Below are 20,161 nucleotides of genomic sequence, written 5' to 3'. Positions count from 1 at the left end.
TGACTCACCATGATTCTGGAATCCGTTACGATCATTTCCCTCTTTACCCTGGCCTTTGGCCTCATTTCGGGGCGGATCGAAAAGAGCATACTTACGCCACCGATGATTTTTGCCACCTTTGGACTCTTGATCAGTCCCTTTGTCAGCCAACTGCTGAATCTGTCCGTGGATAATGAAGTGGTAGATATTATTGCCACCACAACCTTGGTCTTCGTCCTGTTCACCGATGCGTCTCGGATTGATTTCAAACTCTTGAAACAGCAGTATCAACTGCCCCTCAGACTGTTGGGGATTGGCTTACCGTTAACGATCCTGTTAGGTAGCGGGTTTGCGATCGCACTCTTTCCCCAACTCAATATATGGGAATCCGCCGCCGTTGCCACCATTCTGGCCCCTACCGATGCCGCCCTAGGACAGGCCGTCGTCAATAGTCCCAACGTACCAGTGCGAATTCGGCAAGCCTTGAATATTGAGAGTGGGCTAAATGACGGGATTTGTCTGCCTATCTTATTGATTTTTTTATCCCTAGCTGAGTCAGCGGGGGGAGAACAAACCGTTGCTAGCTGGGGTAGTTTTGCTTTAGCCCAGCTCGTTATGGGACCCGTAGTGGGGATTCTGGTGGGCTATTTAGGGGGACAACTGATTGCGACAACGGCTCGATCCCATTGGATGACCGAGAACTATCAGCGCTTATCGCTGCTCTCCTTGGCCGCACTAGCCTTCTGTTTGGCTGAACCCTTGGGTGGCAATGGATTTATCGCTGCCTTCTGTGCTGGGCTGACCTTAGGCAATACCCATCAAGAACTTTGCCCTCGCCTGTATGAGTATGGAGAGACAGAAGGACAGTTTTTTATCCTCGTTACCTTCGTCATTTTTGGCGGACTAATGGTCTTGCCTGTTCTTACGCAAATGCAGGGCAGAGTGATTCTCTATGCCGTTCTAAGCCTCACTGCAGCCAGACTCTTAAGTGTTTCCCTTAGCCTTGTTGGCATGAAACTTCGATGGGACACCCAACTGTTTCTGGGGTGGTTTGGTCCTCGCGGTGTAGCCTCCATTCTTTACGTGCTAATGGTGCTCAACCGGGACGCCATCCAGGGACGAGAGCAGATCTTTTCCATTGTGGTCTCTACGGTTTTGCTCAGTATCTTTGCCCATGGACTGTCAGCGTTTCCTGGCGCGAACTGGTATGCCCAAAGAGTTGAGAAGGATAAGTCCTTACCAACAGCAGAGCATCAAACTGTGGCAGAAATGCCTGTTCGTCTCCCTTATCGGTCCAGGTATGGCCAGCAAACAGCCATATCTAATCTGCCTGAAGCTTAGAGGTTTTTAGCAAAGTATTGAATTGACGATTCTTAGCTTTGGATCTTCAACATCTTGTCTCGATCCAGTCCAGCAGCAAGTTTAGAAGAGGGAATGTCCTCATGCATACAAGTTCATTTATTATCCTTGAATTAACAACCTTAGTTGCGATCATCTTTATCGCGATTCACTACTGGTCCCGCCCGCTGCATAAGTGGTTGTACACATCCGAGCACATCGCCATCTCGTTTAGTGGAGGGATGGCGATTACCTATATGTTTTTGCATCTACTACCGGAGTTGGAAGAAGGGGATGTCGCTATTGGTCGATTTCCTATTCACATCGTGGCCCTATTCGGATTTTTGCTCTTTTACGGTGCCCAACGGTGGATCTGGTCACAGACACATGATGATTCCCAGGAACTCAACAAAAGAGCCTTTTGGCTACAGATGATATTCGTGAGTTCCTATAACTTTCTGCTGATCTATTCCATTCCTGAACAGTTCGAGCAGAGCATTCCTTTTGCCTTTATCTATATTTTGGCCATGAGTTTACACCTGCTATCCACCGATCATCATCTGAGTGAACACTATAAAAATCTGTTTGATCGTCAGGGGCGATATGTTTTAATCGCAGCCGTCGTTTGTGGACTTGTTACCGACCTATTAGCGGAGGCGGCAAATCGCACCTTCTCTAATACCCTCACAGCTCTGTTGACAGGGTTCTTGATGTTCAACATCTTCAAGGAAGAACTCCCAGACCATAAAGATACTCGTTTCTTTTGGTTTCTCTGCGGTGTGGTGGTTTATATCCTTCTCTTGGGAGGTTCTTGGCTTTTGGAGTAATACCCGTAGCGCTGATATATAGCAGGTTTGGCTTCTAATAGGCATCGGTTGATTGGTTATTTCGTTAAGACACTCTCCCGTCTTGCTATCGACAACACTCTGCATTTGGTAGGTCTTTGATTTCAGGTGCTGAAGCAACATTCCAATTCAATATTCTCCAATTCGTCACCACCTATGGGAGTGAAAATCTTGTTGCCCCTGGAATTGTCGTTCTGTGTGGTCCTGGCAATAGCCGATATTTAGTAAAGAGTTAATTCATGCTCACCCATATCAAACCCCACCCGTTGGAAATCATCCCTGATGGTGAAGCATCACTAATAGAGCGCGTCCTTGAGATGTATCTGGACATGATGAAAAGCCAAGATCTCCAAAAACGGGGTCAAGCTCCTCAACAGCACGCCTTGTTGCGCGGCACCTTTGAAATTTCTGCCTCAGTGCCAGACAAAATGCGAGTTGGAGTATTTGCAAAGCCTAAAACCTTTAGTGCTCTCATCTACCTATCTTCCAGTACTTTTAGAGATCCTTACTTGAGGAGCACTACCCGAAAGACACTGTCGCTTTTGAAAAAGCTCGACAATCATTTTGGGGCTATTTGGATGTTTATTCATCACTACAATACATCCTTGCAGGACTAGGACTACCCAGTTTCATTCATGGGCGGGATGACGGGACCGAAAGTCTACTATATTTTTTTCTCGCCAATAGATCAGTCTTCCTGTTTGCAAGGAGGATTTTTGAGCCTAGGGCTGCTTCTCCAGCGCTTAGATGTGCCCCTTACAAATTGCACACTTTAGGATTACTTCTTACATACTGACCGCCTCAAAAACTTCCGTTACTGTGAAACTCAAGCACTGATGCGGGATAGAGACTAAGGACATGGCATTCAGTGCTCATTCAACAAATCTTACCGGAGAAAATAATATGACTGTTACCACTGCAAAAGGCCCACTTAAATACGGCCTACACGAAACTGTGCGTCTAGCTGAAAATATAACGCCATTTGCGGCCCTCATTACCTTGAAGCAAGACGATCCAGATGGTCATGCAAAAGCGCTTGCAGATATAACGGGTTCGGCAGAGTTTGCAGAAAAAGTTAACGAAATGGCTGTGATTCATATCTTTTGTCTGACCCGTATTAGCCGCGATCAGATTCTGTTCCAAACCAACTTTGATGCTGATGTTGTGACTTATTTCGAGGGATTCAAAGATTTGGAGGCTGAACTCCGCACCCTTATCTCTCATTTTGAAGGAGCACCAGATGCGGACTCAGATTTCACAGGCTTAATAGAATTCATGGCGGCTCAGCAAGTGGAAGTCTTTCAGTACTACTGCGCTTATCCAGAGCTGACGGTCAATCAAATCCGTCGTGATGCAGACTGGCGCATGAAGGTCATTGACCTACAACGTGACCTTGCAAAACCTCCTGAAAAAGCCGTGTGGGGCCAGGCTGTGTCCGCACTCTGAGACTTGTTGATACTCGGTCGGCCAATAGATTCACCCATTATTGGCCGACCTTTATTTATTTTTTCAATCTTCTTTACCGATTCACAGGGAGGTAATGATGCAAGTCAAGTCTGTAGAACGGCTGACTGCCAACGATTTGAAGTCTAACCTGGGAGATATCCAGGGAGGGCTTTTGGAAGATTACTCAACCTTAGCCAGTGCTTATGTGTTCTACAGCGTGGGGACACCGGGCGAGGGACGCCACTGGCTTAAAAGCCTTGTTGATCAGGTAGTTTCTTCAGCGGATGCTCGAACCCAGCCTGCCCCTGAGCAGGCACTGAATATCGCTGTCTCTGCCTTTGGACTCAAGGCTCTGGGGGTATCCGAGAAAACTTGGATGAGTTTTCCCCATGTCTTTCGTGAAGGAATGGCGGTCCGTGCCCATCGATTAGGAGATACGGGACCCGCAGATCCGTCTAAGTGGGAAGGGGGATTGGGTACCGCTGATATCCATGTGATGGTGAGCCTCACAGGGCCTGATGCTGCCTCTGTTGACCAATGGAGACAACAGATGAGTGCCACGGCCGCTGATTATGGCGTTATCGAAAAACACGTGGTGCAAGCCGCCGTCGTATTTGATCAGCGATCAGGCTGCCCCGCAGCCCACTTCGGCTATGTGGACCCGATCTCTCAACCTGCGATCGCCGGGCTTGACGATGGCAACCCCGGCGATGGAGCACGGGAGGGGGAGCATTGGCGACCCATCGCTCCCGGTGAATTTCTACTTGGCTACGAGAATGAATTGGGCGAGGTGACGGCAACCCCCACACCCCATAGCTTGGGAGTAAACGGCACTTTTGTCGTGTTTCGCAAAGCGGCCCAGGATGTCAGTGGCTTCCGGGATTATCTGAAGCAGGGAGCCATGAACCTTTGGGGAACAACCAACGAAGCCCATCAAGAAAAGATGGCGGCCAAGATTGTTGGACGTTGGCGCTCCGGTTGTCCCTTAGCGCTTTCCCCCGATCAGGATAATCTCGAACTGGCAGATGATCCTAATCGAGTCAACGATTTTGACTATGCCGACGATCCAGAGGGGGTGAAATGTCCCCTTGGTGCCCACCTGCGTCGTGTCAATCCACGCAAGTCGAAAATCACCTCGGCTGCGGATGTCAATCGTAAGCGCATGCTCCGACGTGGTCTTGAATATGGTCCACCGCTACCTGAAGGCGCACCCGATGATGGCATTCCTCGGGGTCAGGCTGGAATGATTGTCGTTGCAGATATCGAACTTCAGTTTGAATTTATCCAGGCTGAATGGGTTCAGAAGGGTGATTTCATCGGCCTACCCAGCGATGAGAAAGACCCACTGATCGGGACGAATGGAGAGGGTGGTCAATTCACGGTGCCCGGAGCCGACATGCCATTCCTGTTTGACATTCGCCAATTTGTCACTGTCCAGGGGGGGGAGTATTTCTTTGCCCCCGGAATCGCCGCGCTACGCGGTCTAGCAAACGGTCAATATTAAGGAGTTAAATCATAAACATGATGACCCAAATCAAACCTCACCCCCTTGAGATCATTCCAGAAGGCGAAGCCGAGATGATCGAGCGTGTCATGGAGATGCAGCTTGCCATCATGAAGAGTGAAGATCCTAAAAAACGTGGGCAGCACCCCAAGCAACAAGCCCTGCTGCGCGGTATTTTCGAGATATCAGATTCAGTCCCAGAAGCAATGCGCGTTGGCGTGTTTGCTGAACCTAGAAAATTTGATGCCCTGTGCCGCTTATCAACAGGACCTAACTCAAAGGACTCGGACCCTAATCCCCATGGCTTCGCGATCAAACTGCTAGACGTGCCTGGGTCACCGGCTAGCACTCAAGATTTTATCTTTTTGGATCAGCCCACCTTCTTTATTAGTGACATTGCAGATTACGTAGCCTTTTTCGAATCCTTAATGAATGGTAGCTCTACTAGCTATTACAAGGCTCACCCTCATGACTTTGCTTTGAATTTGACGTTCAATGTTGTTATTGCTAGTCATCTCGAACGTCAATATTGGGCTGAGGTTCCCTTTGCCATGGGACAAAGTGCGGCCAGATTCACGCTAATACCAGATCCTGATAATCTCAGCGATTACAATCCAGCAACAACGCCAGATGGTCTCCGCGAAGTCCTCGAAGACTATTTCGTTCACCAAAAAAGATCGGCAAAGTTTCTGTTTGGGGCACAAGCTTACATCGACGAAACCATAACGCCAATTGAGGATGCAAAGTCTATCTGGCCCACACCGTTCGAGACCATCGCAACGCTAACCCTACCCGCACAAGATTTCACTGCCCCTTCACAGTTTGAGTTCTGCGAAAACCTTTCGCTCACGCCTTGGCATTGTATGCCGGAGCACCAACCGATTGGTGGTATTCAACGGTGTCGCAAGCTTGTCTATGAGAGAAGTTCACAAATGCGCCATGGGTTTACGGGTGGCACAAACCAAGAGCCAACCAAAGCTGATTATGACAGACTTGGGACGTTTCTCTGATTTGTTGAAATTCGTTAGAAACTCAGAACAACGATTAGCAGTATTAGAGACCTCTGAAATTTAGACCTCCAAAATTTATGGATTTCAAATAGTTTCAATTTAGTGGGAGTAGATTCCCCGCTGCTTGCAGCGAAGAAATGGGATTACAATCCAAATCTAAATTTTGGGAGAAAATCGTATTCTGTACCCCGTCTGCTTGCAGCGGGGTAGTTTATTTATCACTGGCTGATGGGTATTACTCAACCTTCGACATAGCAAATTGAGATTACTTTTTAGTTACTTCGAAATCTAGTTGGCTCACTCAGTACCCAAAAAAGATATTACTTTAACCTTACTGAAAAACTTTGGGGAAATGAATAGGCTTAGTTTGTGTTGATCAAAGAGTTTATTGAGTATTCCTCAATGGGCTTTAAAGAAGAGATGAGCACTGTCTAGATGTCACTCTTCATGGTTAATCACTAAGAGTTAGAACTGTTCACTACTAGCTCTAGTTCCCAATCTTTCTATATGTTCAATCTTTCCACTTGTTCCTACGAATAGGAGAATTTGTGATGTCTATTTTTCCCCAAGTACAAACAGTATCTAACTCTGGATTTCGCAGTCCCCGTCTTGCGGTGGCAGCAGCAATTCTAGGGGCCAGCACTAGTTTGCTGGTGGGTACAGGGGCCATCGCAGCTGAGTCGGTCACCCTTAAATATAATTCCGACACCGTAACCGTTACCTTACCCGAGATGCAAAGCTTTGCCCAGTCGGGCCAGCTAACCCCAGCCCTCCAAACCTTTTTTCATACCACTCAAAAAGTCCCTACCCAGTGGAGCGAACTCCTCACCAAAGAAATCAAAATCCCCTATTTTATTGAACGTTTGATCCACAGCCCTAAAGGCAGGTTTGTCCTCCACCAAATTGACGAAATGGTCTACGAGAGTGGATCAAAAGGGCTAGAAGATTTAGACAAAGCCGTTACGAAGGCGATGGCCGATGGCAACATCTCCGTCATTGAAGTCATTCGAGACTACCCCGCATCCACCATCAATATCGACCTCAAAGTAGTTGAAACAGACTACAACCAAATCAAGCAACTGGCGGAAGGCATTGAAAAAGGCGATTCTACAACCCCTGCCCCCGATTTCCTTAAAGGTATCCTCTGTCACTGCCAAACCGCTCAAAATAATGCCACATCCCAGACCCAACTTCCCTCAGCTCAATTGACTTCATCCAAGCCAATAGCTTGTCACCTGCCCTTGGTCCAGAAGTAGTGGCCCGCAAACTCACAACCAGCATTAGCCCAAACACCGACACATTGAATCAAAGGAGAAATATTATGGTCTTGACATTCCAGTCTTTAAATCGTTTGTTTACCCAGCGTTTTTCAAAAGCCCTCACTATTGGAACCGTTTGCTGCAGCGCTTTATTGCCCAGTGTTGTCCCTGCCTTTGCAGCTGAAAAAGTCGTCTTGACCTATGGTCCCTTCGCTCGCAGTGTGCCCATCCAAGAATTTGAAACCCTGGCTTCTACAGGTAAAGCCACGGGAGAATTAGCAGAACTTCTGAAACTGGCTAAGGAAGATCCCAAGGAAGCTCAGCAATTTCTGACCTACGATGTCAAAGTTGATCCAATCACGGTGGATGGTGTTCTCAACACAGCTCCCGGAGAATTCCTGCTTTCAGAATTGGCAAAGGTGGTCCATACCAAGAGCGATCGCGCCAATGTACAGGCACTCCGAAGTGCATTAGTCCTTTCCGCCAGTAAAAACGATAGCTTAACCCTTCTGGAACTCTTACAGAACTACCCAACAGCCGAACTCTACATTGATGGCGTCCAACTTAAAAAAGACGTCAAAGAAGTTAACTCACTCTTGGGTTCCGTTCACAGTTACCTTAACCACCTGCAATGTAACTGCTCTTCGGCTTCAGCTTTCGCACCAACCGGACAGTAATTCTGGCGAGAGGTTTTTTTCAACACCTGTCCCTCTCAGCCTCTGGATTCAAAGCTGGTAACTACCAGCTTTGAATCCGATTCACCCTAGCCCCCATCTCGAAAAGCTGGAGAATAATTGCCATGATTGACTCTCAACAACAAGTTTTTATCCAACGCCTCATTGCAACCTTTGTTATTACCGCCGTTATTGCAGACACCTATCCCCAACCAAACTTAGCGCCAGGCTTGTTGGAATCAACCTTTAGGAAAATCGAACAAACATTGGTTTTGTCTAAAGCTTGAGAACTTACGCTTTATAACTGAACTCTAGATTCATTCCCTGGTGGCTTCTTACCATTTGCCATCAATCAGGAGTTGGCAATCCATGAAAATCACCTGTTTGCAGAGCTTGACGAACCACAAATACACTCAGCTTTTACTCACGTTGTTACTGCTGTTTGTGGCCTATGCAGTCGTTGGTGCTATGGCGGCAGAAGTTATCTTGTCCCTCATTCTACTGATAGCTATTGTTCTGATTGTAAGAACGTTTTTTCTCCAAAAAAGAGCATTCTACTTTTACATTGTGATTGCTGGGTTAGCCTTCATTTCCGACTGTTTCTACATCCTTTTTACTCAATCGAGTTATCACAGATTAATTCCCGCTTTGATCGCAGATAGTGTTTATATTGGCTTCTTGATTCTGTCCATTATCTTGATGCTCCACAAGCTGTTTGAGAACAACAACGTAACGATCGATACGATTGTCGGTGGTATCTGTGTGTTTCTGCTTATTGGAGATTTATGGTTTCTGTTCTATAGCAGCATTCACTTATTCCATCCCAATGCCTTTAGCTCTGCTGGAGAGACAATCCAAACTTTTGATCTGTTGTACTTTAGTTTTACAACCCTGACCACAGTGGGGTATGGCGATGTGGTGCCCGTCAGTCAGTTGGCCAAGGTCGTTGCCAATTTTGAGGCAATTATTGGCGTCATCTATCCTGCAATTTTTATTAGTAGATTAGTCGGTGGGTACAATCCTGACTGAAACAATCTTGAGTCTGCCCACAAATTGATGTGTTTGGCGATGAGAAACATCTCAAAGCGATGGACCAGGCCAAATCCAATTTTCTTCATGAAATGTTTGCAGGCAATCTCCTGTCTTTACGTCCTAGATGTTTGCTGTTCCATCTACGCCACAGCTCGCCAAACTATGACCTTTGATTGGACCCGCACTACCAGTTCGCGTATCGTATCGCTCCAGATATTGTTCAGCCGTCATTTCCCTCGCTCAGTTGAATGGCGATTGGGGAACATTGATAACTGGCGATTCCTGAATGCAAATTAACCTAATTCAAATTCAAAGAAGCACTCCCAGGCCATAAAGAGACACGCTTCGTCGGGTTTCTAAGTGGTGTAGTGTTTTATATCTTGCTCTTAGGTGGTTCTTGGCTGTTGGCATAAGGACGGTATCGTTCATAGTTTTCAATACCTTTGGTCAGCGTATGGCTTGCGGCGAGAAACTTCTAGTGTTCTGCCCTCGTTCCTTTTTGCCCTTCGGGCGAATTATTTTTTGTGAATATTATTTTTATGGATTAAATGGGAGATAATCCTGGTGCCAAACTACTTTTTTGGGTCTCCTGCTATTGTTTTTAAACCCTTTACCAATCGATTCAATCCTTCAACTAGGGTAGCTTTATCCAAAGCACCATAAGCAATCCGCAGATAGCAGCCCGACTCCATACCAAACGCACTCCCCGGAATGACCGCCACTCGATAATCACGAATCAACTGTTCTACCAAGACTCGATCGGGTAAGTCACAATCGACCTTAATCAACACATAAAACGCACCAGAACTAGTGGGTACAAATACCTTCTCAAGAGGCAGAAGGGCCTTCTGTACCAGATTCCTCTTTTCTGTCAGAGTGGCTAAATGTTGATGACAATACCCCCGTCCCACTTGCAGCGCACCAACTGCTGCATACTGAGATACCACTGGTGGGCAAATCAGCAACGTATCCTGAATTTTCTGAAGTGCCTCTTGCAGATGCAGGGGAGTCACCATATAGCCGATTCGCCAACTGGCGAAGCCATAAGCCTTGGAGAGGGTAAACAGAGAAATTGTATGGGTTTGCTCGGGGTCAAAACGACCCGGTGAAATATGCTCAATGCCGTCGTAGGTAAAGTACTCGTAGGTTTCATCACTAATGTGATAAAGATTACGTTCCAAACACAGCTGATTCACTGCTTGTAAATCCGCTGCTGAATACACTGCCCCCGATGGATTATTCGGAGAAACCGTCACAATTGCCCGTGTTCGCTCGGTAATGGCGGCTTCAATCTGATCGAGCTGGAGTTGATACTGCTGATCCGTTTGAACACAGACGGGCTGACCGTTGGCCAACCGAATGGCCATCTCATGGTTGAAGTAGTAAGGCGTTTGCAGAATCACCTCATCCCCTGGATCGAGAATGGCGAGGACCGCATTCATAAACGCCATATTTCCCCCCGCCGTCACCATAATTTGGTCACGGTGAAAGTTCAACTGATTTTCAGCCTGTAGCTTCTGGGTGATCGAATCCACAAGGGGCGGGATTCCCTGCACGGACTGATAGAGATGCACCCCAGGATTTTGGTGGAAGGTGGCTACCTGGGCTAGGGCTTCTGGCGGTGGACTATAGGAAGCCACTCCTTGCCCGAGGGACAGGGTGCCAGGATGCTGGCGAATCAGATCGCCAATAATAGGAATAATGGGAGCCTGAACCGCTTCAACGCGGGCCGATGGCTGAAGCATTAGACTGCAACCGTGCAGTGTTGCTCCAGAATTTGGCAGCAGTCCGCCACCGACTTGCGGTCGGTCATAGCTTGAACCAGCGCTTCGTAAGCGTCCCAATTGGACCGAATCAGTTGTCTGGCTCGATTTCCTGCTTGGCGCTCATGGACTTTGACATTCATATGGAGCCGGTTTAAAGTACGTCGAAGTTGTCGTAGATCGTCTTTGCCGCCCTCTGCTTCTGAGTAGATAAAGGTTTCAGCTACGCCCCCCGCCATCCAAACCGTGCAATAGCGTTCGACCTGTTCTAAGGCACTGGTCTCAGAAAAATCAACTGGAGTTTCAATACAAATGCCCCCTTGTCCACCCCCCTGTTGCTGAGCTTCCCAAGCCGTTAAGGTGTAGCCCGTAATCGGTAGATCCAGTAAATAAGCCGTTAAAAAATGTCCGGCTTCATGATGAATCACCCGCTGGCGGTACTGAGGAGATAACCGGGCAAACCCATCCAGAAACAAGGTCATCCCTTTGCCCTGATATCCAAAGGTATCCGCAACCACTAAAGCGAGAACCAGAGCTGCAAAGGCAAAAGGAATTTCTGGGGCAATGTGGAGTATGGGACCCACCAGAATCGAACCACTGAGCAGGGCAACGAAAAGTGCGATCGCATTTAATGGAGTTTGATTCATAAGGGTTAGGATTTTAAATTTCGGGCATTGTAGAAGGTCTCCAAACTGTCTTTGTCACCGACATAACGCCAGTGCCAGGGTTCATAACTAACCCCTTGGGAGTTCCCTTTTGGGAAGGATAACTCAAAGCTATACCGGGGTGCATTTTTTCGCAGCCACTCAAAGGCCCGAGTCTCTTCAAACGTGACATTCACATGGGTCTTTGGCTGAGTTGCATCGCCGATATCCATGGCGTAGCCAGTATGGTGCTCGCTACGTCCAGGAGGAGCACTGACTTTAGCTCTCTGTTGGGCACCTTGAGCTCGCTTTTCTTTCACTCTAAAAAATAAATAATCTTGATCCTCTACGGTTCGAAACCCGGATAGGGCCTGAAGCTTGATCCCATCTGATGCTGCTGCTGCGGACATTTGCTTGTAGGCCCGAGCGGCGGATGACCGTAAACGAATCCGGTTGTCTGCGGTGATGGCTTGCAATTCGTTCTCTGGGGCCACCTTGTAGGAAAAATGCCCTAAGGTCGTATCTGGGGTATTAGGGGCCTCTGTTCCCCCTGTTGGAGGGGGGGATGCTGTGGGGCTAGTTTCTACCTTGCTTTGGGAGGGTTCAGGCTTGAATAAGCCGACTGCAAATGCGGCTCCAATAGCAATCGCCAACAGTCCAATGCCACTGCCAATCCATAGGGCAGGGTTACCTCGAGAAGGTGAAGACGCCGTTTTTGGAACGGCCTGCCGACGGGCCTCTGGAATATCGTCGTACATAAAGGCTTAAGCAAGAGAGATAAGTATTTTAATATTATTTCCTAAGGGACTAATCTAAAAGATTCATTTTGGAAACGAATCTGCAGCTCCCCCCAGAAGATCCGTCTTAGTCTTCCTATCATAAAGTCCCTCAACCCTATCCCGCCAATTCTATAATTGCCTCAAAATTTTCTGAGGATGGTCAAAAACTAGGCTTACTGATGAATTTTGGCCCCCTAGGTTCCCGGGCCTATAAGTGCAGGTTCCCAAGGTAGGATGTTGAAGATTTTGCGGGATTCTAAATATATGGGAGGATGCGATCGCACTTCGGTATCATGCTGAATGATTTGATACCGTATCGTCACCTCACTGATGGGAAATATGGCAATGGAAAGGCCCTGCAGAACACAAGTCTGCTCCAGTCTCGGCAGATCGAAACCTCTGTCCCCACCGGCGATGCTTCTCAAAAGCTGTGGATTGTTTTTGGGACTGATTGTGGCTGGAAGCGGCGATGCGATCGCAAAACCAGAACAGCTTCATACCCTTGACAAAGGCCACCGCATCCTTATTCAACGAGGATTACAGCTTAATGCTTATGTGGTTGGCTTAACAACGGGTGGGCGTGAAAATGATGCCGATATTTGGCAAAACTGGGAATCCAGCCACTTCACCACATTAGATTTGAACACTCAACCCCTAACATCCACCGATACGATTGCAGGAAAGAAGCCATGGGTGATTTGGCGCGGCAATTCTGAGAACCCGACGCAAAGCTTGCCCGATCAGTTCTTTCAATCCAGGCAAGTCAAGAATTTAGTTGGTTGGCAATATAAAGATGAACAAGATATTGGCTTAGAGAAAGAACTTCAAGAATTAGAAACCTGGATCAGACATTATCGCCCCCGACTACCGAACACCCTGTTATATACCAATCAGCATGGAGATGAACGCTTTGGGGGCTATGGCAGTACGAGTGACCTCAGTATTAGACGTTACATGCGTCGCATCCAGCCCGATCTGTTGATGAAAGATACCTATCCCTACGGGATTTGGAACGATTTAGGAAATCAAGGCGGACGCCCTGCCCAGTTGTACTACTCTATGATGCGTTATCGAAAGTTTGCCCTTGCGGGGCATGATGGTACGGGCCGTAAGCCTATTCCGTATGGCTTATGGATACAGACCTTTAAAGGTGCAGCTGCAGGGATTGGGAACTGGCCTCGATTTCCCTCCGAATCGGAACTCCGACAGCAGCAATTCACGGCCTTAACCCTGGGATTTAAATTTATCAGTGCTTTTACATACAACAGCACGACAGATCTAGGGGGACGGTTCTCTGCTCCATTTTTTCAACAACCCTTTGGTAAGCAGCCCACTCCAGCCTTTCAGCACATCGCTGAGATTAATCGACAAAGTCTCAACTTAGGGCCGACCCTGGTTCGGTTACTCAGCACAGATGTGCGGATTGTCCCCAGACCTCCGGCTTTAGCAGATTTAATTGCTCCTGAAATTCCCCATTGGGATATCAAGGCTGATCCTTATATGACGCGACTAGACGTTAAAAATCTAGGCACTCTATATAGGGGGCGCAACGGTGATGTGTTGGTAGGGTATTTCAAGCCTCTACGAGAAAGTTTTGACGGTCCTGCTATCAACCAACAGTACTTTATGCTCACCAATGGATTAGCTGGCAAGAGACATTCGATTGAACAAACTCGCCAACAGCTCACTGTCGAATTTGATTTTGGCGACAGCGGGATTACAGGATTACAACGCCTTAACCGTAAGACGGGCAAGGTTGAATCCATTCAAGCTGGATGGCGCGAGGACGTTGCCCCAGGACTGACGTCTCAGTTTGATGCGGTCAGCGATCGCAAATACCGTCTCACTCTAATCCTAGATGGCGGAACAGGAGACCTATTCAAATTTGATACGGGTGCACCGTTTGTTGGTCAATCAACCACACAGCAATTGGTTCAAGTGCATTCCACCGTAGAGACGATTAAACGTATCACTACTCAGGATCCACCCAACGACCGTCAGATTTAATCAGGTTGATTAATTCTTCAACTCCCTCAGTCTCTGGAACTTTCTTCACTTCTTCCCGGCCCCGATACAGAGAAATATAGCCAGGTTGCTTACCCACATAGCCGTAGTCCGCATCCGCCATCTCGCCAGGACCATTGACAATACAGCCCATAACGGCAATATCCAGACCCGTCAGATGGTTCGTTGCAGAGCGCACTTGATGAAGTACCTCTTCCAAATTGAAGAGCGTCCGCCCACAGGAGGGACAAGCCACGTATTCCACCATGGTTTTGCGGAGGCCCAAGGCTTGCAGGATACTGTAGCAAACTGGAATCTCCTTCTCTGGGGATTCGGTCAGGGACACCCGCAGGGTATCGCCAATGCCGTCTGCTAAGAGGGTGGCAATGCCAGCCGTCGATTTAATCCGGCCATATTCACCATCTCCAGCTTCCGTTACGCCCAAGTGCAGGGGATAATCCATGCCCAACTCATCCATGCGCTTCGCCATCAGGCGATAGGCGGCCAGCATCACGGGTACCCGAGACGCCTTCATCGAAATCACCAGATTGTTGAAATCCAGGGATTGGCAGATGCGAATAAATTCCAGGGCGGATTCCACCATGCCTTCTGGCGTATCCCCATAGGTGAACAGCATCCGCTCAGCTAGGGAGCCATGATTGACCCCAATTCGCATCGCCTTGTTTTGGTCTCGCAGAGAAACGACCAAGGGTTCTAGGGTTTCCCGAATTTTATCGCCAATATCATCAAATTCAGATTGTGAAAACTCGGTTCGATCATCCTTGGCTTTTTCAAAGACATATAGGCCGGGGTTAATGCGGACCTTATCCACATGCTTGGCCACTTCCAGGGCAATTTTCATGCCGTTGTGGTGAACATCCGCAACGAGGGGGACTTTTTGGTAAGTGGTCGTTAATTTTTCTTTGATAGTGGCCAGCGCCTTGGCATGGGCCATGCTAGGTACCGTCACTCGCACAATTTCGCAGCCCAACTCATGCAGACGGCGAATGGCGGCAACAGAGCCATCAATATCTAGAGTATCTTCATTAATCATGGACTGAACCACCACCGGATGGCCCCCACCAATAATCACATCCCCAACGGGAACGGGGCGTGTCTTACGCCGAATGATTGATGTGGAGACAGGGGTGGACCGCTCGTCAGTTTCTGTGACAGGGGTTGATAAAGTCTGCATGGTGAAGGGGGTAAGGCCACGATAAGGAAACTCAGGGAGCAGAATCGCTCCACCCCCTAGCTTGCCATAGATCGATCCCCGTTTGGCGGTCTATTCTTGGGAATCTCTGCCTTCAGATTCAATGTTTGCCACTACTGAAGATAGTCAGCATTCAGTCTCTAGTCCAAAGGATTGCCCTATTCAACCACCGTTGAGCCTTGGGCACAGACAATTGTAGAGCCTGTGAGCCTTGGAGTACCCGGTGGCGTTTGAGTGGGCTCATTCGATTTGCAAATTGCAGAAACGGGAATGCTGGCGTCCTGGGCATAGACCGCACCCGTGTAGCTAAAGATGCCGTTCTGTTTTGCGATCGCAGCCACGATGGCCTTATTCTCATTGGCCTCTAGTACTTGCAGTTGAAATTCACCGCTATCTTTGGGGGAATCAGATTCTAATTTCTGTAAATTGGTGGTGAATCGACCGGTGACTAACTTCTCAGCCTGTTGCGATCTCAGAACATTGCCCAAATAAGTATGGCCGGTATCCTGTTTAGCAACAGAGCCTTTTTTCTGCACTTCTTTTTGGACTTTGCTGACCAGCTGTTTTTCTGATTTCGATAGCTCTACTTTAGGCGCGGGCGAGAGCTTCACCTTCGCTGGAGCAGATACAGGTTTTGGCGCTGCGGGTTTGGGTGCTGCAGGTTTGGGCTGAGACGCTGGCTTTGCCGCTGTGGTGGCCTTAGGAGAGGGTTGAGGAGCCTGAGGTGCACTCTTGGGTGCCGGAGACTTTACGTTGGGTTGAGGAGACTGCTTTGCTGTCTCTGAGCCTGAACAGCCAATCAGTAAGCTACTCGCAATCACACATATCCAATATCTGTTTCTAAGCCAAGCCATAATCAATACGAAAATAACATTTGTCGTTCTCTAAGTTGAGTCTTCCCCAAAAAGAACAATAAGAATACAGCTTCAATGCAGATGACAGGGCGGATGTTAGAAGAGACGCCTTTTTATTCATCGACAGGATATTGATATTATTTTGTCTATGAATAAGTTTGAGTTTTCATAACTTGTAACCGTTAACACTGTTTTGTCTTCTGATTTAGCGAAGGATAATAACAGCTTGTTTTCTTCCTATGGTCAAGTTCTGCTTAATGTTTAGTTCTTGGCAGTCTTTTGTAGAGTTCTGACGGCATCCTAACCATCAGCTTGGTGTTTTGTTGATTCAGTCGGGATGACCCACCATTCGCCATGACCTCACCCTTTTTCCCCGTTACCTACTCAACCTTAGCCTGCGATGCTTTAGTATCTCGGATCTTGCCCCATTTCCAGATCAAGGATATTACCAACTGCAAGCTGTGGCATCGAGGTTTGAGTGATGTCTACTTAGTGGAAACGTCGGAGCAACCCTTTGTGCTGAGGGTGTCTCATGCCTATTGGCGAACGAAGTCAGAAATTGACTTTGAGCTGGAGTTATTGGTTTTTTTGCAGCAGCGTGATATCCCGGTTGCTCGACCGTTACGGACCCTAGATGGTCAACTCTCTATCGAAATTGAGGCCCCTGAAGGGAAGCGTTATGCAGCTTTATTTGACTTTGCGCCGGGCCAGGTCCCTCTGGGAGATCTGAACTATACCCAAGGTCAGAAACTGGGGGAAACCATTGGTCGGCTCCATCAAGTCGCGACGGATTTTCATAGCCAGGCCCATCGGCAACCGTTAACCCTTGATTATTTGTTAGATGATTCCTTAGATGCGATCGCACCCTTTCTACAACATCGCCCTAAAGATCGGGAATACATCATCGAAATCATTGCTGAAATTAAAAACAAACTGCAAGGCATGCCCAAAGATCCGCCTTTTTGGAGTGTGTGCTGGGGCGATCCCCATAGTGGCAATGTTCATTTCACCGACGATAACCAAGTCACCTTATTTGACTTTGACCAATGTGGGTATGGTTGGCGGGCCTTTGAGCTAGCCAAGTTCCTTCATGTATCAGCTCGCACTGGCATGGAAAAGAAGGTCCGCAACTCATTCCTAGAGGGCTATCAGACCGTTCAGGCTGTGACTCCCAAGGAAGAAGACTCCATTCAGCCTTTTTCCCAGGCGGCCCACATCTGGCAATGGTCCATTGGCCTAAAGTCAGCCAAGGTCCACGATAACTGTCGCCTAGACGATAGCTACTTCAGCCATCGAATTCAGCAGCTCAAAATGTTGTCATCTCCTGAATGGGAATTGTTCTAGCCCACTTTGACGATTTTTCGATCAACCGCTTTCAGATAGCTGCGACAGTTGGGGCAGCGCTTCAAGGTTGGGGGTACGGATTGAACCAAACCACACTTTGGGCAGGGGCCTCTGGCAACGGACCATTGTAAAAAGACGCCCAATCCTGATAATGCAACCCACAAAGGAATGACATACCACAGCCAGGGTCTTGGATATTGAGGGATTAGCACCAAGACAATACCAATGATTAAGGTCATGACGCTGGACCAGCCGACCCCACCGACAATGCGCATGGAATTCGTAAAGTCCTGATCCTCTGGAGAAGAAGCTTGATCAGAGACTGAGGAAGAAGAACGCTTGGCCATGTTGACTAAGATTTAACGCTAGTGGTTTTGATCCTACCTTGAATGCTCTCGGTGCAGTTCTCAATGAGCTAGCAACAGAGAAAAGGAACTGATGTTGAGTTCCTGTATAAATTTTTATCTTATGAAATCCTTTGGGCGTAAGCATTTTCAGGCACGACCAAAATATTTTTCTAAATCTTTCCCAGAACTTGCGTAAAAACTCCAGGGCCGACCGATATATAGGCATAGGGGCGCAAGCTTCTATAAATCCTCTAATGCAGATATCACCTGCTAATGGCTCTAAAATATACTTTTGGGGCCTTTTTTCTTTGATTTATATAAAGAACTGACCGTTTAGAATCTCCCTGTGGCACTGTAGACTCATATCGCTACGTCGGCAGCCTACTTTTAGCATTACAGAGAGAGGCCAATTATGGATAGTCAGTTCAAGACCCTCGTCGTATTCAGTCATGCCACGATGATTGTCATGCTCATGGTTACCCTATTTTGGCTGTCAAATTCTTGGCCCAATTTGCTGCCTGGCTCTCCTTTGCCAGTACAAGAGCAAAACCAACTTATCAACCCTTCTCTAAATTGGCCGCAGTCCTAGCTTCTGTCAATAATCGATGTCTGTATCGGTCGGTCTGCTGACTCGGCTGACCCAGAGAATATTTCTTGATGCCAAACATTTTAGCCAAGGATTTGTCTACACTCTTAAATTGAGGCAAAGACGATCGCTTTGCGGCAATCATTGAAGTGTGGATGCGTGGTAGTGGCAACAACCCAGAGAAGCGAGCAAAATCAATCAGAACCCAAACAACCCCAACGCTCCAGGGATTGGTCATGGCCCTATTGGCCTTTTGTGCCCTTGTACCCCTATGGTCAACGTCGGACCCTCTGCAGAGAGATTGTCAAAGGAAAGATTTGGACCTTTGAGCAGCTCCAGGGCATTCTCTATGTGATTATTCCGGTGCGGATGACCGTTATTAAACTGGCTGCAGGAGGGTTGTTGGTGTATGCGCCAGTTGCCCCCACACGGGAATGTATCCGCCTGGTCAAAGATCTGATTGAACAGCATGGTGAGATTAAATACATCATCCTGCCGACTGCATCCGGAATTGAGCATAAGGTGTTTACGGGACCTTTCTCTAAACGGTTCCCCAAAGCCCAAGTTTTTGTCTCTCCCAGCCAATGGACGTTTCCACTCAATATTCCCTTGAGTTGGCTGGGGCTATCTGGCCGTCAAACCCAAAAACTTCCGGCTAGCAGTGCCGATACGCCCTTTGCCGATGAATTTGACTATGCCATTTTAGGACCGGTGGATTTAGGTCTCGGGCCATTTGAAGAAGTCGCCCTCTATCACAAACCAACCAAAACCCTATTGATTACGGATTCGATTGTTTCTATTCCTGTAAACCCGCCTCAGGTATTGCAGTTTTCGCCCTATCCTATGCTGTTCCATGCCAAGGATAATGCCTTCGATGTGGTTGAAGATTCGCCAACGGTTCGGCGCAAAGGGTGGCAGCGCATGGCTTTATTCGCCTTTTATTTCCAGCCGAGCGTGTTGGACGTTGTTAACACCAAACAAACCTTTAAGGATGCTCGGCAGGCCCCTGATCGATCCAAGAAAGCTTATTTTGGCTTATTCCCCGTCCAGTGGAATCCTGACTGGAAGAGAGCCTTCGATACGTTTCGCCAAAATGGAAATCCGATTGTCGCCCCCATTCTGCGAAAGCTGATTTTTAACCGCAATCCTGAGGTGGTGCTCCAGTGGGCAGATCAAGTGGCGCAATGGAATTTTCGCCGCATTATTCCCTGCCATTTGGATGCACCGATTATGACCACGCCCCAAAAATTTAATCAGGCCTTTGACTTTTTACGGCCTGTACCCTCTCCCAAACGGGGGTGGTTTGCGAAAAAACAACCAATTTCTGTGAACTTTCCCAAGGAGGATATGGCCTTTTTGGACCGGGTGGATCAGTTCTTGTGCGATCGCAACATCACACCACCGGCTAAACCCCTACCCAGAGAAGCTTCAGAGCAATAGTTTCTTCCATATAGACAGTTGGCATTATGGCCACTGTCCTCCTGATCTACATTCAAGAATTAAAGGACGTTGTATTTTGGGTGCTTTTTTGGTGTCAATG

General features: G+C 47.8%; 19 protein-coding genes. 13 read left to right on the top strand and 6 right to left on the bottom strand.

What is annotated here, in order from left to right; all coding sequences use genetic code 11:
* Positions 1-9: 9 nt before the first annotated feature.
* From ON05_RS21505 to ON05_RS21460, 10 genes are all read left to right on the top strand, one after another.
* Entirely contained in the window at positions 10-1,320 is a 1,311-nt protein-coding gene (locus ON05_RS21505; RefSeq protein ID WP_010474639.1) for a sodium:proton antiporter, read from the top strand.
* 101 nt (positions 1,321-1,421) lie between these two features.
* Positions 1,422-2,144 (top strand): hypothetical protein, encoded by a 723-nt coding sequence (locus ON05_RS21500; RefSeq protein ID WP_010474638.1) that lies wholly within the window; start codon positions 1,422-1,424, stop codon positions 2,142-2,144.
* Between the two features lie 257 nt (positions 2,145-2,401).
* Complete coding sequence (locus tag ON05_RS21495; protein WP_010474637.1) at positions 2,402-2,779, top strand: transposase; 378 nt, start codon at positions 2,402-2,404, stop codon at positions 2,777-2,779.
* 286 nt (positions 2,780-3,065) lie between these two features.
* Positions 3,066-3,608, top strand: coding sequence for a hypothetical protein (locus ON05_RS21490; RefSeq protein WP_010474636.1), 543 nt, complete (start codon positions 3,066-3,068; stop codon positions 3,606-3,608).
* A 94-nt stretch (positions 3,609-3,702) separates the two neighbouring features.
* Complete coding sequence (locus ON05_RS21485) at positions 3,703-5,112, top strand: hypothetical protein (RefSeq protein WP_039780479.1); 1,410 nt, start codon at positions 3,703-3,705, stop codon at positions 5,110-5,112.
* 17 nt (positions 5,113-5,129) lie between these two features.
* Positions 5,130-6,122 carry a catalase gene (locus ON05_RS21480; protein WP_139025818.1) on the top strand — a complete coding sequence of 331 codons (993 nt, stop codon included), beginning with the start codon at positions 5,130-5,132 and terminating at the stop codon, positions 6,120-6,122.
* A 551-nt stretch (positions 6,123-6,673) separates the two neighbouring features.
* The gene (locus tag ON05_RS21475) at positions 6,674-7,378 is read left to right on the top strand and encodes an alpha/beta hydrolase (protein ID WP_010474631.1); all 705 of its coding nucleotides are present in this window, start codon (positions 6,674-6,676) and stop codon (positions 7,376-7,378) included.
* A gap of 65 nt (positions 7,379-7,443) precedes the next feature.
* The gene (locus ON05_RS21470; protein WP_010474629.1) at positions 7,444-8,058 is read left to right on the top strand and encodes an alpha/beta hydrolase; all 615 of its coding nucleotides are present in this window, start codon (positions 7,444-7,446) and stop codon (positions 8,056-8,058) included.
* Between the two features lie 122 nt (positions 8,059-8,180).
* Positions 8,181-8,342, top strand: coding sequence for a hypothetical protein (locus ON05_RS21465; RefSeq protein ID WP_010474627.1), 162 nt, complete (start codon positions 8,181-8,183; stop codon positions 8,340-8,342).
* Between the two features lie 82 nt (positions 8,343-8,424).
* A complete protein-coding gene (locus tag ON05_RS21460; RefSeq protein ID WP_010474625.1) occupies positions 8,425-9,084 on the top strand; it encodes a potassium channel family protein in 660 nt (219 codons plus the stop codon).
* Between the two features lie 575 nt (positions 9,085-9,659).
* Here ON05_RS21460 and ON05_RS21455 read toward each other — a convergent pair.
* From ON05_RS21455 to ON05_RS21445, 3 genes are read right to left on the bottom strand one after another with little or no spacing between them, the layout of a single operon-like run.
* Entirely contained in the window at positions 9,660-10,832 is a 1,173-nt protein-coding gene (locus tag ON05_RS21455) for a pyridoxal phosphate-dependent aminotransferase (protein ID WP_010474623.1), read from the bottom strand.
* Positions 10,832-11,497: a hypothetical protein gene (locus ON05_RS21450; RefSeq protein ID WP_010474621.1), complete on the bottom strand. Its 666-nt coding sequence runs from the start codon at positions 11,495-11,497 to the stop codon at positions 10,832-10,834. The genes ON05_RS21455 and ON05_RS21450 overlap by 1 nt, the downstream gene beginning before the upstream one ends.
* 5 nt (positions 11,498-11,502) lie before the next feature.
* Complete coding sequence (locus ON05_RS21445) at positions 11,503-12,252, bottom strand: D-alanyl-D-alanine carboxypeptidase family protein (protein WP_010474619.1); 750 nt, start codon at positions 12,250-12,252, stop codon at positions 11,503-11,505.
* 474 nt (positions 12,253-12,726) lie between these two features.
* On the opposite strand from ON05_RS21445, the gene ON05_RS21440 reads away from it, so the two are divergent.
* Positions 12,727-14,280, top strand: coding sequence for a hypothetical protein (locus ON05_RS21440; protein ID WP_262562248.1), 1,554 nt, complete (start codon positions 12,727-12,729; stop codon positions 14,278-14,280).
* Here ON05_RS21440 and ispG read toward each other — a convergent pair.
* Both ispG and ON05_RS21430 read right to left on the bottom strand, forming a co-directional pair.
* Entirely contained in the window at positions 14,246-15,472 is a 1,227-nt protein-coding gene (gene ispG / locus ON05_RS21435; RefSeq protein ID WP_010474615.1) for a (E)-4-hydroxy-3-methylbut-2-enyl-diphosphate synthase, read from the bottom strand. The genes ON05_RS21440 and ispG overlap by 35 nt on opposite strands.
* 176 nt (positions 15,473-15,648) lie before the next feature.
* Complete coding sequence (locus tag ON05_RS21430) at positions 15,649-16,311, bottom strand: type IV pilin-like G/H family protein (RefSeq protein ID WP_010474612.1); 663 nt, start codon at positions 16,309-16,311, stop codon at positions 15,649-15,651.
* 387 nt (positions 16,312-16,698) lie between these two features.
* Here ON05_RS21430 and ON05_RS21425 point away from each other — a divergent pair, with 387 nt between their 5' ends.
* Complete coding sequence (locus tag ON05_RS21425; protein ID WP_010474609.1) at positions 16,699-17,688, top strand: phosphotransferase enzyme family protein; 990 nt, start codon at positions 16,699-16,701, stop codon at positions 17,686-17,688.
* Here the strand turns inward: ON05_RS21425 and ON05_RS21420 are convergent.
* The gene (locus ON05_RS21420) at positions 17,685-18,035 is read right to left on the bottom strand and encodes a hypothetical protein (RefSeq protein ID WP_010474607.1); all 351 of its coding nucleotides are present in this window, start codon (positions 18,033-18,035) and stop codon (positions 17,685-17,687) included. The two genes, ON05_RS21425 and ON05_RS21420, sit on opposite strands and share 4 nt — an antisense overlap.
* 751 nt (positions 18,036-18,786) lie before the next feature.
* Between ON05_RS21420 and ON05_RS21415 the strand changes: the two genes are divergently transcribed.
* Positions 18,787-20,061, top strand: a complete 1,275-nt coding sequence (locus ON05_RS21415) for a DUF4336 domain-containing protein (protein WP_039780492.1) — start codon at positions 18,787-18,789, stop codon at positions 20,059-20,061.
* The last annotated feature ends 100 nt before the right edge of the window (positions 20,062-20,161 follow it).

Origin of the sequence: Acaryochloris sp. CCMEE 5410 (genome assembly GCF_000238775.2) — a bacterium.
Taxonomy (GTDB): domain Bacteria; phylum Cyanobacteriota; class Cyanobacteriia; order Thermosynechococcales; family Thermosynechococcaceae; genus Acaryochloris.
Note: the sequence above shows the minus strand (reverse complement) of the source record. Positions and strands in the feature narration are given on the sequence as shown.

Coding starts and splice junctions, on each gene's coding strand:
- ispG (WP_010474615.1), bottom strand. CDS start 15,472: ATGCAGACTTTATCAACCCCTGTCACAGAAACTGACGAGCGGTCCACC.
- ON05_RS21495 (WP_010474637.1), top strand. CDS start 2,402: ATGCTCACCCATATCAAACCCCACCCGTTGGAAATCATCCCTGATGGT.
- ON05_RS21485 (WP_039780479.1), top strand. CDS start 3,703: ATGATGCAAGTCAAGTCTGTAGAACGGCTGACTGCCAACGATTTGAAG.
- ON05_RS21505 (WP_010474639.1), top strand. CDS start 10: ATGATTCTGGAATCCGTTACGATCATTTCCCTCTTTACCCTGGCCTTT.
- ON05_RS21445 (WP_010474619.1), bottom strand. CDS start 12,252: ATGTACGACGATATTCCAGAGGCCCGTCGGCAGGCCGTTCCAAAAACG.
- ON05_RS21450 (WP_010474621.1), bottom strand. CDS start 11,497: ATGAATCAAACTCCATTAAATGCGATCGCACTTTTCGTTGCCCTGCTC.
- ON05_RS21465 (WP_010474627.1), top strand. CDS start 8,181: ATGATTGACTCTCAACAACAAGTTTTTATCCAACGCCTCATTGCAACC.
- ON05_RS21475 (WP_010474631.1), top strand. CDS start 6,674: ATGTCTATTTTTCCCCAAGTACAAACAGTATCTAACTCTGGATTTCGC.
- ON05_RS21425 (WP_010474609.1), top strand. CDS start 16,699: ATGACCTCACCCTTTTTCCCCGTTACCTACTCAACCTTAGCCTGCGAT.
- ON05_RS21470 (WP_010474629.1), top strand. CDS start 7,444: ATGGTCTTGACATTCCAGTCTTTAAATCGTTTGTTTACCCAGCGTTTT.
- ON05_RS21480 (WP_139025818.1), top strand. CDS start 5,130: ATGATGACCCAAATCAAACCTCACCCCCTTGAGATCATTCCAGAAGGC.
- ON05_RS21500 (WP_010474638.1), top strand. CDS start 1,422: ATGCATACAAGTTCATTTATTATCCTTGAATTAACAACCTTAGTTGCG.
- ON05_RS21455 (WP_010474623.1), bottom strand. CDS start 10,832: ATGCTTCAGCCATCGGCCCGCGTTGAAGCGGTTCAGGCTCCCATTATT.
- ON05_RS21460 (WP_010474625.1), top strand. CDS start 8,425: ATGAAAATCACCTGTTTGCAGAGCTTGACGAACCACAAATACACTCAG.
- ON05_RS21490 (WP_010474636.1), top strand. CDS start 3,066: ATGACTGTTACCACTGCAAAAGGCCCACTTAAATACGGCCTACACGAA.
- ON05_RS21420 (WP_010474607.1), bottom strand. CDS start 18,035: ATGGCCAAGCGTTCTTCTTCCTCAGTCTCTGATCAAGCTTCTTCTCCA.